Source organism: Streptomyces sp. NPDC127119, assembly GCF_042677425.1.
In the GTDB taxonomy this organism is placed as follows: Bacteria; Actinomycetota; Actinomycetes; order Streptomycetales; family Streptomycetaceae; genus Streptomyces.
Genome location: NZ_JBHXTO010000094.1, coordinates 25,091 through 37,780 on the forward strand (window position 1 = coordinate 25,091; position 12,690 = coordinate 37,780).

At 73.5% G+C, this 12,690-nt stretch carries 11 protein-coding genes; 3 read left to right on the forward strand and 8 right to left on the reverse strand.

Annotated elements, in window-relative coordinates; genetic code table 11:
- Positions 1 to 43: 43 nt before the first annotated feature.
- Positions 44 to 1,405: an SLC13 family permease gene (locus ACFVH5_RS30705; RefSeq protein WP_385836965.1), complete on the reverse strand. Its 1,362-nt coding sequence runs from the start codon at positions 1,403 to 1,405 to the stop codon at positions 44 to 46.
- Positions 1,406 to 1,618: 213 nt separating this feature from the next.
- On the opposite strand from ACFVH5_RS30705, the gene ACFVH5_RS30710 reads away from it, so the two are divergent.
- The 3 genes from ACFVH5_RS30710 to ACFVH5_RS30720 all read left to right on the forward strand — a co-directional run bounded on the left by ACFVH5_RS30710 (position 1,619) and on the right by ACFVH5_RS30720 (position 4,351).
- On the forward strand, positions 1,619 to 2,341 hold the full coding sequence (locus ACFVH5_RS30710) for a FadR/GntR family transcriptional regulator (RefSeq protein WP_384808627.1): 723 nt from the start codon (positions 1,619 to 1,621) through the stop codon (positions 2,339 to 2,341).
- Between the two features lie 153 nt (positions 2,342 to 2,494).
- Complete coding sequence (locus ACFVH5_RS30715) at positions 2,495 to 3,169, forward strand: Type 1 glutamine amidotransferase-like domain-containing protein (protein WP_385836974.1); 675 nt, start codon at positions 2,495 to 2,497, stop codon at positions 3,167 to 3,169.
- 309 nt (positions 3,170 to 3,478) lie between these two features.
- Positions 3,479 to 4,351, forward strand: coding sequence for a RimK family alpha-L-glutamate ligase (locus tag ACFVH5_RS30720; protein ID WP_385836975.1), 873 nt, complete (start codon positions 3,479 to 3,481; stop codon positions 4,349 to 4,351).
- Here ACFVH5_RS30720 and ACFVH5_RS30725 read toward each other — a convergent pair.
- The 7 genes from ACFVH5_RS30725 to ACFVH5_RS30755 form a co-directional block, all read right to left on the reverse strand.
- Positions 4,332 to 4,973 carry a hypothetical protein gene (locus ACFVH5_RS30725; protein ID WP_385836966.1) on the reverse strand — a complete coding sequence of 214 codons (642 nt, stop codon included), beginning with the start codon at positions 4,971 to 4,973 and terminating at the stop codon, positions 4,332 to 4,334. The two genes, ACFVH5_RS30720 and ACFVH5_RS30725, sit on opposite strands and share 20 nt — an antisense overlap.
- Positions 4,942 to 5,790 (reverse strand): FkbM family methyltransferase, encoded by an 849-nt coding sequence (locus tag ACFVH5_RS30730; protein ID WP_385836967.1) that lies wholly within the window; start codon positions 5,788 to 5,790, stop codon positions 4,942 to 4,944. The genes ACFVH5_RS30725 and ACFVH5_RS30730 overlap by 32 nt, the downstream gene beginning before the upstream one ends.
- A complete protein-coding gene (locus ACFVH5_RS30735) occupies positions 5,787 to 6,083 on the reverse strand; it encodes a Trm112 family protein (protein WP_385836968.1) in 297 nt (98 codons plus the stop codon). The genes ACFVH5_RS30730 and ACFVH5_RS30735 overlap by 4 nt, the downstream gene beginning before the upstream one ends.
- Complete coding sequence (locus ACFVH5_RS30740; protein WP_385836969.1) at positions 5,974 to 7,002, reverse strand: hypothetical protein; 1,029 nt, start codon at positions 7,000 to 7,002, stop codon at positions 5,974 to 5,976. Before ACFVH5_RS30740 ends, ACFVH5_RS30735 begins: the two co-directional genes overlap by 110 nt.
- A gap of 3 nt (positions 7,003 to 7,005) precedes the next feature.
- Entirely contained in the window at positions 7,006 to 7,773 is a 768-nt protein-coding gene (locus tag ACFVH5_RS30745; RefSeq protein ID WP_385836970.1) for a methyltransferase domain-containing protein, read from the reverse strand.
- A complete protein-coding gene (locus tag ACFVH5_RS30750; protein WP_385836972.1) occupies positions 7,770 to 9,110 on the reverse strand; it encodes a condensation protein in 1,341 nt (446 codons plus the stop codon). The genes ACFVH5_RS30745 and ACFVH5_RS30750 overlap by 4 nt, the downstream gene beginning before the upstream one ends.
- Positions 9,107 to 12,690: alpha-(1->3)-arabinofuranosyltransferase family protein (locus ACFVH5_RS30755; RefSeq protein WP_385836973.1), on the reverse strand; the 3,584-nt coding region annotated here is incomplete at its 5' end. The genes ACFVH5_RS30755 and ACFVH5_RS30750, both read right to left, overlap by 4 nt.

Consider the following 12,690-nt stretch of genomic DNA (forward strand, 5'->3'; position numbering starts at 1 on the left):
TGTTGTCCGTATCAGGGTGCCGGACGCGGTGGGCGGGCCGGTGTCACCCCCAGTCGGGTACCACCAGCGCGAGCCACACCACGGCGGGGACCACGGCCACCACGATCCCTCCGTACATCATCAGCTGCCGGAAGAAACGCTCCCGGTCGACACCGGGTGCCGCGGCGAGGACCAGGGCGCCGTTCGTCGAGAACGGGCTCACGTCCACCACGGTCGCCGACACCGCCAGCGCCGCGACCATGCCGATCGCACCGATCTCGCCCTGCGCCAGGAACGGCACCGCCAGCGGGATCAGCGCTCCCATGATGCCGACGGAGGAGGCGAACGCGGAGACCAGCGCGCCGATGTAGCAGAGCAGGACGGCCGAGAGCAGCGGGACACCGATGTCGCTGACGCCCTCGCCCGCCCAGTCGATCGTGCCCATCTCGTCGAGGACTCCGACGTACGTCAGCACACCGCAGATCAGCAGGACCGTCGGCCAGGCGATCTGGCTGACGGCGTTGCGGCTGTCCTCGGCCCAGACGGTGCTGAGCAGGACGGCGAGGGTGATGGAGGTGAGTCCGGCGTCCAGGTCGAAGACGAGCACGGCGACGACGAGGGCGACGAGCGCGGCGAGGGTGGCGATCCGGGCGGGGTTGAGCCGGGAGGTGTCGTCGTCGGTGTCCAGCGCCACCACGTCCCCACTCCCACTCCCACTCCCGTCTCCGGCCCCGCTCCCGGTCGCTTCTCCGGTCGGCCCTCCGGCCACCGCAGCGGCCTTCTGCCGGTCGCGGTCGCGGTCACGGTCGATCGTCTCGGCGCGGCTCAGCTTCAGACCGCCGAACAGCACGAACACGACCGCGGCGATCACGAGGTTGACGACGAGGGAGGCGAGGAAGAGGGCGATCTCGCTGCCGGGCAGGCCCTCGCGCTCGACGATGCCGTTGACGATCGATCCGTAGATGCTGATGGGCGAGAAGCCGCCGCCCTGCGCGCCGTGCACGACCATCGCGCCCATCAGCAGCGGGCTGATGGAGTAACGCGCGGCGAAACTCAGGGCGATCGGCGCCACGATGGCGACGGCGGCCGGACTGACCGCGCCGATCGCGGTCAGCGCGCCGGTCAGCACGAACATCACCCACGGGATCAGCACGACCCGCCCGCGCACGAGCCGGATCGAAGCGTGCACCAGCCAGTCGGTCGTGCCGTTGGCGCGGGCGATCGCGAAGAGGTACGTCACGCCGACGAGCACCACGAAGAGGTCACCGGGGAAACCGGCGAAGATCTTGTCGGCGTCGAGGTCGGCGACGAGTCCGCCCACACCGAAGGCGGCGGCGAAGGCGAGGGCGCCCATGTTGATGGAGCGGGTGGTGGCGATGACGAACACCACGACGAGTACGAGGATCGATATCAGTTCGGCGGACATACGGGCTCCCGTCTTTGGGTCCCTTGTCGAGTGGGGGGCCGAGGGGGTGGGGGAGATGTGGGAGGCGTGGGAGGTGCGCGGGGTGGTCAACTGGCTGAGTGGCCAAGTGGCTGAACCACATTGGGCGGCCGTGGTGGAGAGCGTCAAGAGAGATGACGTAAATTGGCTCAGCCACTCATCCACCAGATCGAGAGGTAAGGGGGAAGACCGGACATGACCGACGCACTGCGGCCCATGGGGTCCAAGCCGCGCCTGTACGAGCAGGTCCTCGACCGGCTGCGCAGCTACGCCGCCGAGGGCGGCCTCGGTGCCGGTGACCGGCTGCCGCCCGAACGCGACCTCGCGGCCAGACTCGGTGTCAGCCGCGCCTCCGTGAAGCAGGCCATAGTGGTTCTGGAGGTCCAGGGCCTGGTCGAGGTCCGCCACGGCGGCGGCACCTACCTCGTCCGGGACACCCTCGACGCCGAGCCGGTGGAACAACTCGTCGACCGGCGGCGCCGGTTGCCCGACGTGCTCGACGCCCGCGAGGCCCTGGAGACCAAGCTCGCGGAGCTGGCCGCCGAGCGGCGCACCGACGAGGACGTGACCGCCATGGACTCCGCCCTCGCGCACATGCGGGCCGAGATCACGGCGGGCGGCCACGGGGTGGAGGGCGACCGGCTCTTCCACGCGGCGGTCACGGCCGCCGGGCACAGCACGATCCTCGCCGAGTTCATGCGCTCGATCTCCGACCAGATCACCGAGAGCCGCCATGAGTCGCTGCGGCAGCCGGGCCGGCCGACCCGGTCCCTGACCCAGCACCGCGCGATCTTCGACGCGATCGTGGCCCAGCAGCCGGGGCGGGCCGCCGCGGCGATGCGACGGCACGTCCAGACGGTGGCGAGAGTACGGCTGCTGGACTGGGACCCGGAGGAGAGCGAGCGGCAGGGGCCGTGACGGGCGTGGTTAGGATCGGGTGTTATGACCGTGTCCTCCGCACCTCCCTCGTCCCAGCCGTCCCCGTCGCCTCAGGCGCCCCCGCCCGCGGGCGACCGGGAGCCCACCATCCTCGCCACGTCCGGCGGCCACCGTGGCTGGGGTGCCCGGACCATGGTGGAGTTCGACGCGCTGGTGCACCACGCGGTCGACCTGTCGGGCGCGCACGGCCGCCGGCCCCGGGTGATGTACGTCGGTACGGCGATCGGTGACGCCGAACACTTCGCGGCGCGGATGGCCGAGGCCGCGCGGGTCGCGGGATTCGACCTCGTTCCCCTCAACCTCTTCCCGCGGCCCAACTTCGACGACGTCGAGGGCGCTGTCCTGGAACAGGACGTCATCTGGGTGATGGGCGGCTCGGTGGCCAACCTTCTCGCGATCTGGCGGGTGCACGGCATCGACGACGTCATGCGCAGGGCCTGGCGGTCCGGGGTCGTCCTCAGCGGGGTCAGCGCGGGGTCGATCTGCTGGTTCCAGGGCGGCGCGACGGACTCGTTCGGTCCTGAACTGCGGCCCGTGACCAACTCGTTGGGCTTCCTGCCGTACGGCAACGGCGTCCACTACGACTCCGAGCCGGGGCGGCGCCCCCTGATCCACGACCTCGTCGCGGACGGCACCCTGCCCACCACACACTGCACGGATGACGGGGTGGGGCTGGTGTATCGGGGGACGGAGCTGGTGGAAGCGGTGGCGGAGGTCTCCGGGAAGGGGGCGTATGTCGTGACGCGGGAGGGGGACGGGGCGGTGGAGGACCGGGTTGAGCCGCGGCTGCTGCCGGGGGTCGGGTAAGGGGCGCGGCAGGGGGTGGGGGTGCGGGACGTACGGCGGGTGCGGGCCGGCGGGGGCTTGTCGCGCAGTTCCCCGCGCCCCTGAAGACGAAAGACTGCGCCGTTCCCCGCAACCCTGACCCGGACCACGTGAGCTGCCTGGTAGCAGCCGTGACAACCACACCCCCCCCGCCCCCGTAGCCTCGCTTTCAGGGATGGTCAAGTGCCCCAGGTAATTCCCGAGCCGGTTCCTGGGGCGGTTGTTAACCTGCGACCGGTATTAGCGGAGTGAGCCGATAGACCGTCCAAGGAGCCCGCCGTGGCACGCACCATTCCCCGTATCGCCCTGGTCACCTGCCAGGAGGTGCTGGAAGCCGAGTACGACCGTGACCTGCCCGTCCTCGCGGACGCGGTGCGGCAGGCGGGGGCGGACCCCGCCGTCGTGTGCTGGGACGACGCCGGCGTCGAGTGGGGCCGCTTCGACCTCGTGCTCATCCGTTCCACCTGGGACTACAGCTGGCGGGCCGCCGAGTTCCTGGCGTGGGCCGACCGCTGTGGGGCCGCGACGGCCCTGGCCAACCCGCCGGAGGTCGTGCGGTGGAACGCCGACAAGCGGTACCTGGGCGACCTGGCCGCCGCAGGTGTGCCCGTGGTCGACACCCGCTACCTCGCCCCGGGCGACCCGGCCGACCTGCCCGGCGACCGTGAGTACGTCGTGAAGCCGACCTCGGGGGCCGGAGCCCGGTACGCGGCCCGCTACACGCCCGAGGACCACGAGACCGCCGTACGGCACCTGGAGCGCATGCACGCCGAAGGGCTGACGGCGATCGTGCAGCCGTATGTGCGGAGCATCGACACGGCGGGGGAGAGGGCCCTGCAGTTCTTCGGCGGGCGTTTTCTCCACGCCATCCGCAAGGGGGCCGTCCTCGAACCCGGTACCGCCTTCGACGACAAGAAGGTCCCGCACCCGAATCTGCGGACCTGGGAGCCGAGCACGGCCGAACTCGCCGTCGCCGAGCGGGCGTTGGCCGCCGTGCCCGGTGCGCCCGACCTGCTCTACGCCCGGGTGGACCTGGTGGACGGCGACGACGGGGCGCCCCGCGTCATGGAGCTGGAGCTCGTCGAGCCCAATCTCTTCCTCTTCCTGCACGAGGACTCCGTACCGGTCGTCGCCCAGGCTCTCGTCAAGGCCGCCGCTCGGTGACCGCCACGCGCTGAAGCAGCCCGTACGTGAACTCCGCGACGCAGTCCCGCCGAACACCGCCCGAGCCGTCCACGTCACCTGAGCCGTCCGTGCCGTCCGGTGCCGTGAAGGCGAGCCCCCAGCGCGTCGGCGCCGACCCCTCCAGCGGGCGGGCCGGCGCGAAGGCGCGGGCGGCCTCGTCGACCGTGCACGACCACGCAGTCAGGTCGGCCAGTGACCGCAGCTCGGGCGCGGGCGCGCCCGGCGCGCGGACCAGCCACTCGTTCCAGGCCACCCCGCCCGGAGCCACCAGCACCTCGAAGCGCAGGTCCGGCCAGAGGGGGACCGGCCACAGCAGCGCCTCGCAGGACAGGTCGCCGATCCGCCGGGGCGTCACCGACTCGGGGTCGCCCAGGATCGAGCGGTAGCGGGCGACCGCGCCCCGGCTGCGCGGCGCGTGCCGCATCGCCTGCCAGCGCCGGTTGGCCTCACGCATCTCGGCGACCGAGGCGCCCAGCGTGTGGCGGGCGTCCTCCACGAGGTCCGCGTTGTGGTCGGCCATGCGGCGCAGCAGCACGAGCTGGAAGTCGAGCGGGGTGAACGGTCCGGCGCTAGCCGGCTTGGCGGAAGGCATGCGACCCATCGTCGCGCACGTGCCCCGCATGCCGTACGTGCCCCTCGTGCCGCCCGCCCGGGTGGCGGCCGTCGGGGAGGAAGAGCACCGAGTTCACGTACCGGACGTATCCCGGGCCCCGGAACGGCAGCACCCGGCGCAGCAGGCCCTGAGAGACCACGTGCGAGGCGCGCGCCTGATGGGCCTCCAGGTCGAAGGAGGACAGCGGCAGCCAGGTGTCGCCGGGCAGCACCCAGCCCTCGTAACCCCGCTCGGAGAGGTGGGAGACGACCGTGTCGACGGGCTGGATGCGGGCCTCCAGCTCGATGAACAGGGCCGGGCGGTCACGGGTGAGGAGGGTGCCCGCCCCGCGCAGCACCGCCAGCTCGCTGCCGTCCACGTCGATCTTGATGAAGCCGACGTCGTGGAGGTTCAGGCTGTCCAGGGTGAGGCAGGGGACGTCGAGGGCGCGGGCGTGGATGTCCCGCCGGACCAGGGAGGAGACGCCCCGGTCGCCCTGGTCGCCGGGCGGCAGCCAGAGGCGGGCGGTGCCGGTGCGGTCGCTCGCGGCGGCGCGGACGACCTGGACGTTGCCGGGGGTCGCGGCGGTGATCAGCCGGGCCAGGTGCGGGACCGGTTCGACCGTCACCACGCGGCGGGCCCGGCGCGAAAGGCGGCGGGTCCAGGGGCCGTACCAGCCGCCCACGTCGACGGCGGTTCCGCAGCCGGACGGGCAGAGGTCGCCGAGCCGGGCCAGCTCGGGTTCGAAGCGCGGATAGACCGACCGGGCGGCAGCGGCGACCAGCCGCACCGGCACGAAGGGGGCGAGACGGGCTGCCAGGGTCATGGCGTCATCGACCCCGGCTTCCGGGGCCCGCTGCGGGAGCCGAGGTCGCCGCCCCCGGTGATCCGCAGCAGCAGGTCCTCGTGCTCGTCGTCCGTCACCTGCTCGCCGGAGGACGGCAGGAGCTGCGGGATGCCGTCCACGATCGGATAGCGGCGGCGCAGCCGCGGATTGTAGAGAGCGGCGTCAGTGCCCTCGGTGGTCTCCGTGCTCCCCGTCTCTCTCCCGAGGAGATGCAGCGGCCCCTTGTCCAGCGGGCACGCCAGTATCTTCAGCAGCGGGTCGTCCGGGTTCATGGCTGGTCAACTCCCTTGTGGGGGATAAGGGTTGTGGTGTCGGCGGTGGGTCGTGCTTGGGCATCGCGAGGAGTACGGAGACCGCCAGCGCCGTACCGCCGATCCGCAGCGCCAGCCGCAGCGGGTCCTCGGGCAGCGCCTCGCCGAACGCGACCGTGCCGAGGACGGCCGTGAACAGGCAGGTCACCGTCGTGCAGACCGGCACGATCAGCGAGGCCCGGCAGCGCTGCAGCGCCGCCTGCGACATGACCAGGCCGAACACCCCGGTGAAGAGCAGGAGATACGGGTACGGGGAGCGCAGCAGCCCGAGCACCGCGTCGCCGAGCCCGCTCCCGGTGAGGTGGCTCGACACGCCCTTGATGGCCAGCGAACTGACCCCGTACAGCAGGCCCACCGCGACGCCGTACTCGACGCCCGTCGTCGGCATGCGGTGCCGGTGGCGGGCGCGGCGCTCGGCGGACCCGTACAGCCAGACGCCCAGCGCGAGCGAGGGGACGCAGACCAGCAGGATCAGCGGGGCCGGGGCGCTGCGGCTGACCGTGTCGGAGCCCTCCTTGAGGGACAGCACCACCATCAGGAGCGCGAGCAGGATCGCCCCGAGCGCGTACCGTTCGCGGCCCGAGGTCTCCTCGCCGAGCAGCACCGAGGAGAGCAGGACGAGGATGACGAGCCCGGAGACGAAGATGCCCTGCGCGGCGGCGATCGGCAGGGTGCGGTAGACGACGAGCTGCGCGCCGAAGCCCGACGCGAGGGCGAGGGAGCCGCCGATCCACAGCCAGCTGCCGAGGACCAGCCGCAGCAGCCGGGCGGGGCGGCGGACGCTCACCTCGGGCAGTGCCGCGAGCGCCCGTTTCTCCAGGACGAATCCCGCGCTGTAGAGCACGTTCGCCAGCAGGGCCGCGGCCACTCCCCACCACATGGTCTACGTCCTTCGCGCGTGCAGGAGAAGGATGGAGGCCATCGACGGGACACGGCACGCCAGCCGGTCCAGCGGGCGCAACGGGCGCGGTACGCCGTGGAAGGGCGCACCCCTCAGTCGTACGACCTCGAAGCCCGACGCGGTCACGAACTCCCGCAGTGCGCGGGCCGTGTAGAGCCGCAGATGGCCCACCACCTCCTTGCCGGGGCGGCCGTGGATCGCGCGCAGGCTCACCTCCGAGAAGACGGGCTGCACGCCGGCGAGGAGCAGGGCCCGGTTGTACCAGGCGGCCAAGTTGGGTGTGGAGAGCATGAGATGGCCTCCGGGGCGGAGGATCCGGTGGAGCTCGTCGAGCGCCGCGTCCGGGTCGACGAGGTGTTCCACGACCTCGCTGAACAGGACGGCGTCGGCGGTGGCGGCCCCGAACGGCAGCCCGCCGTCGGTGAGTTCGCCGCGTACCGCGTACGGGAGACGGGCGTGGGCGCGTCTGAGGGCGTCCTGGGACCAGTCGACGCCGACGATGCGGTGACCGGCGAGGAGCGGTGCGGCGGTCGCGGCGGCGGTGCCGTCGCCGCAGCCGATGTCCAGGACCGTGCGCGGGCCGGAGGTGGCCGGGCCGAGCGCGTCCGCGAGCATCCGGGCCTGGCGCAGACTGCGGGGCGTGCCGGAGGCGACCGGGACGGCCGGGTCCTCGTAGAAGTCCCGCAGGCCGTGCGGTCCGTGGGGCCCGTGCGGCTCGTGCGGTGGCCTGCGGGGCGGAGCCGTGGTCATGGGGTGCCCTCCCCGGCGTCGGGTGGATGGCGTTCCGTCGCGTGCAGGTAGTGCTCGAAGAGGTCGCGCAGGTGGCTGCCGTCGCCGTGGCTCAGCAGGGCGCGCGACCAGCGGAGCGCCACGTGCAGACGGCCCGCCGTGGCGGCCGTCGTCACCGTGAGCCCGCGGGGCATCCGGGCGGGCGCCGAGAACCAGACGGCGTGCGCCCGCCCGGCCTCCTCCCCGAAGTCCAGGGCGTACGGAACCCGGCCGATGTTGCTCAGCAGGGTGGTCGACGTCCAGGGCCCGGCGGCCCTGCGCAGCCCCCTGGTGACCGCGGCCCGCCAGGCGACGGGCATCACCGGAGCCGTCAACAGGGAGGCGCCGTGGCCCAGTTGGGGGCGCGGCTGGGCCTTGAGGGCGCGGGTGCGGTCCGCCGTGCGGCGCAGCAGCGCGGCCATGTCCGAGGCGTCCAGCTCCTCGGGGGCGAAGGGGACCTCGACGAGCCGGGTGCCGTTGCCGATGGGCATGTCCGTGCCGCGCGGGCGGTCGTCCACCGGCATCGTGATGCGCAGCGGACGCGGACGGGCCCCGTGCTCCCGGTTCCAGTGCGCGATCATCAGGGCGGTGGCGGCCATCAGCTGGTCGTTCACGGTGTACGGGGAGCCCTTGGGCCGCCGCGGGACGCCCAGCTCGGTGACGAGCATGCCGTTGCCGTGGTGCTGGGGAGGCTCCGGGGTGCCGTGTGCCACCCGGGCGGGCGGTGCCCAGGTGGAGGGGGTGTCCGGGTCGCGCGGAACCTCGGCGGTCGTGCGGGTCGGGGGCGCCGCCGGGGAGTTGTCCCGGCCGCCGTACAGCTCCGCCGCGGTCGCCAGGACCCGCAGACAGGCCGGACCGTCCAGAGCGGTGTGGTTGATGGTGAGGAACAGGACCGTGCCGTCGGCCGCGGGGTCGCGGACGACCTCCAGCCGGATCGGCGGGGCGGCCGAGAGCGGCGGGGCGTCGCGCAGCGCCCGGCCCCGGGCGTGCTTCAGCGCGTCCCGGTCGGGCGCCGGGAACAGGACGGCCTCCACATCGGCCTCGGGGGTCAGCTCCCACTCGTACCGCCTGCCGTACCAGGGGCGGGCCGCCTCGCGCATCAGGATGCGGGGGTGGCGGTGCAGGGCCCCGGCGAACGCCCGGCGCAGGCGGTCCGGGTCGAGGCGGCCCGGCAGATGGACCTCGATGTGGACGGTCTCCGGTTCCTCCTCCTGGAGGCAGTGCCGGGCGACCTCGTCCACCACGGGGAACGGGATGCGGGCGGGCGGTCGCGTGGGGCCGTTCGTGCCGTCCCGTGCGGGATGCTCCACGGCGGTCATGTGCCCTCCCCTTCGCCGGGACGCCCGCGGCTCCCGGAACTCCGGCGGCCGGCGGGCCCCGCCGTCCGCGGTGACCCCGGCCCGCGCGCCGAGACCGTCGGACCGGAGGCGAGCCGGGGCGGCTCCGTCGGCACGAAGGGCGGCGGCGGTGACCCCGGAGTGCCGGGTGCTCCCGGAGTACCCGGAGTACGTGGTGCACCCGGAGCGCCGGGAACGCCGTGCTGCGCGGGTGCGCCGGGCCCGGGGTCCGCCCCGGGGCCCGCGTGCTCCCCTCGCGTCCGCTGTGGCAGAGGCGCCGTCGGGGCCTCGGACCCCGGGAGCGGAGGCGGCAGCGCGCTCGTGCCGGGCCGGCCGGAACCCCGGGCGCCACCCGGGCCGCCCCGCCCGCCGTACGACGCCTCGCCGACCGTCACCAGACCGGCGAACAGGCCGATCAGCGCCAGCAGTTGGGCGGTGCGCCCGAACGCCCCGGCGCCCTCGGCGACCGGCTCCCCGGCCCCCGTCGCGGCGGCGATCCCGGCCCCCGCGAGCGCGAGGAACGCGAGGGGGACGAGCAGTTCGTGCCGTCGCCGGGCGAGCAGTGCCAGGACCGGCACCAGCAGCGCGAGGAACCCGGCGATCACGATCCCCACCAGGGTCAGCGCGACCGTGCCCAGGATCGGGCCGGGTGGGGGCGGCACCGGCGAGGGCCCGTCCGGATTCGGTGAGCGCCGCCGGAACAGTACGAGGCCCGCGAGGACGAGGACCCCGACACCGCCGCCGATCAGCCCGGCCTCGTACACCGTGGACGGCTCGTACGAGAGCTTCACCGTGCCGCCCTCGCCCGCCGGGATCCGCCAGCCCTGCTGCCAGCCGTCGAGGCGTACCGGGTCGAGTTCGCGGCCGTTCAGCGTGGCCTTCCAGCCGTCGTTGAAGTTCTCGTACGTCGTCAGGTAGGAGGCCGCGCCCGAGCCGACGGTGACCTCGCGGCGGTCGCCGAGCCAGTCCCGTATGCCCAGTTCACGGCTCTGCGCGGTCGGGGTGGTGACCGTGCCGCGGGTCAGCGTGACATCGGTGACGGCCAGCGGGCCCGCGTCGCCCGCCTCGACCCGGTGCGCGCCCGAACCGAGCGACAAGTCCGCGTCCGTGCGCCCCTCCTGGCAGAGCGTCAGCTCGACCGGCCGGCGCGCCACGAGGTCGCCGACCGTCCCCTTGGCGCTCGTCTCGTACAGCTCGTCGTCGACGGCGAGCGTCGGGCCCTTCCCGCAGGGCAGCTCGAAGGGGCGGGAGGAGAGGGTCCTCGGGGTGCGGTAGCGGTCGTCCAGGGCGGGGATGTACGCCTCGGTCAGGCCGACCGGAAGCTGCATGTCCTCGTCGGCGAGGGGGTTGTGGACGGTCAGCGGGGCCGTCTCGGTGACGGTGATGTCGAGCCGGTCCGTGGTGATCGGGTCGAAGCGGACGATGCCGTTCTCGTCGACCCCGGCGACGACCGCGCCGTCCGGGGAGCTGATGTTCACCTCGGTGGGCCGGGTGGACAGTCCGCCGGCCGCGGCGAGGACGACCTCGCCCACCGGCTGCTTGTCCGGCCAGCTCAGCCGGATGGTCGGGTCGTCCCCGGCGATCCATGCGGTGGTCAGGTCGCCGTCGGTGAGGTTGCGCGGCGACAGGCCGGTGCCGAGACGGGCCGTCGAACCGGCCGTCGCGGTGATCCGGTCGTTCTGCTCGGGCGCCACGTCGTACAGCAGCGCGTCGAGCGCGTCACCGGGTACGGGGATCGCGCTCGCCCGCACCGCGTACGTACCGGCCGCGTCCGAGGTCCAGCGGCGGTGCAGCCCGACCTCCGTGCCCGTCGGGGAGAAGCTGCCCGGGTCGGAGGCCCGGTGCAGGGAGACCGTCTCGGCCGCCGCTTCGGTGTCCTCGGCGTCCCTCGGGAGCCGCAGCATGCGGGTCACCTGGACGTCGGGGACGCTGATCTCGGAGAAGCCCGCGCCGGAGAGCCCGGAGTGCCGGGCGGTCGACTCGACGACGGTGACCTTCAGCCAACGCGAAGGCCCCTCGGGGGACTTGATGCGCTGGCGTGAGCCGTCGGCCCGCAGTGTGCTCGTCTCCGAGCCGCGTTCCGTCTCCACACGCACCCGGGTCGGCGCCGAGCGGACGCTCTCCTGCGGCAGCGGGGTGACCCGGATCGACGCCGGGACCTCCGTCTCCTCGGTGAAGCCGATCCGCAGCCACTGCCCGTCCGCCGAACCCACCGCGCCCTCGGCCCACGCCGTGTCGGGATCGCCGTCGAAGGCGTTCACCGGGTCGTACTGCGGCAGGTAGTACAGCCAGTTGCCGCTCGACGACGCGGTCACCGAGCGCGCCCCGCGCAGCTCGGCCACCGTCTGGTGCCGGATCCCGTCCGACGGCAGGATCTGGTGCGGCTTCTCCCCGGCGTCCTGATAGCTGCCGGAGTGATTGCGTTCGGTACGGGTGTACGTGTACGAGGTGTTGGCGCCGACCAGGCCGAAGCGGGTGTCTGCGCGCCGCAGCCCGTCGCCCACCACCTGGAGGTCGGGGGAGCCGAGACCGGGATGGTTGTCGCCGGTCAGCACGGTCGCCCGGTTCCGCATCGCCGGGTCCGCGGCCAGCGGCAGCAGCGCCTCGGGCCCGCCGGACACGACGGCGGTGTCGGCGACGGCCTTCAGCCCGGCCTGCCCCGGCCGGGGCACGTCGGCGGCCGGCTCGTAGATCTCGACGGCCCGCTGGCGCGGATACAGCCCCTCGATCTGGATGGGCGTGTTCTCCGCGATGCGCCCGCCCGTCATCAGCGGCCCGAAGCCGGTCAGCCGCCGGTAGCCGGACTGCTCCAGCGTCCGTTTCACGGTCGTGGTCGGTACGTAGCCGAGCTGGTCGGGGTCGAGATCGTTGCGTACGACGACGTAGTGGACGCCCGCCCGGCCCAGGTAGTCCGCCAGGCCCGGGACTTCGCCGCCCGTCTGGAGGGACTGCTCGACGGCGTCCATCGCGCGCCGGTTGCCCGCAGTGCCGAACGGCACGTAGTCCCGCTGGGCCCAGCGGGAGCCGGCGAGCACGTCGAGGGGCTGGTCGATGGTGGCGCCCCAGGTGAAGATGCCGTGCGCGGTGGCGGGCACGACGAGGGCGCGGGAGTCCGGCGAGTACTTCTCCAGCCAGCTCGCCGTGGACTTCCAGTACTTGGGCAGCTCCTGGAACGAACCGGGCTGCAGGATCGACCCGTTGAGGTAGGGCCAGGCGAGCCCGGGGAGGACGAGGACCGCGGCGATCAGGGGCGCGTACCGGCGTCCCCGGACCGGCCGGGCGCCCTGGGCCCGCGCGGCGACCCCGACCAGGTGGGCCAGCCCGAGGGCCAGCGCGAGGGCGAGCCCCGTCTGGAACTTGTAGATGTTGCGGAAGGGGGCGAGCCCGCCGTCCAGCCAGTCCTGGACCACGCCGTGGAAGGGCGCGCCGAACGAACCGCCGTACCCGGCCAGGGTGATGAGCGCGGCCGTCATCACGGTCAGCACCAGCCAGCGCCGCTCGGGTATGTCCCGCCGGGCCAGTCCGGCGAGGCCGAGGCCGGCCGCGAGCGCCGAGGAGACGA

Coding starts and splice junctions, on each gene's coding strand:
- ACFVH5_RS30705 (WP_385836965.1), bottom strand. CDS start 1,405: ATGTCCGCCGAACTGATATCGATCCTCGTACTCGTCGTGGTGTTCGTC.
- ACFVH5_RS30710 (WP_384808627.1), top strand. CDS start 1,619: ATGACCGACGCACTGCGGCCCATGGGGTCCAAGCCGCGCCTGTACGAG.
- ACFVH5_RS30715 (WP_385836974.1), top strand. CDS start 2,495: ATGGTGGAGTTCGACGCGCTGGTGCACCACGCGGTCGACCTGTCGGGC.
- ACFVH5_RS30725 (WP_385836966.1), bottom strand. CDS start 4,973: ATGGGTCGCATGCCTTCCGCCAAGCCGGCTAGCGCCGGACCGTTCACC.
- ACFVH5_RS30730 (WP_385836967.1), bottom strand. CDS start 5,790: ATGACCCTGGCAGCCCGTCTCGCCCCCTTCGTGCCGGTGCGGCTGGTC.
- ACFVH5_RS30735 (WP_385836968.1), bottom strand. CDS start 6,083: ATGAACCCGGACGACCCGCTGCTGAAGATACTGGCGTGCCCGCTGGAC.
- ACFVH5_RS30740 (WP_385836969.1), bottom strand. CDS start 7,002: ATGTGGTGGGGAGTGGCCGCGGCCCTGCTGGCGAACGTGCTCTACAGC.
- ACFVH5_RS30745 (WP_385836970.1), bottom strand. CDS start 7,773: ATGACCACGGCTCCGCCCCGCAGGCCACCGCACGAGCCGCACGGGCCC.
- ACFVH5_RS30750 (WP_385836972.1), bottom strand. CDS start 9,110: ATGACCGCCGTGGAGCATCCCGCACGGGACGGCACGAACGGCCCCACG.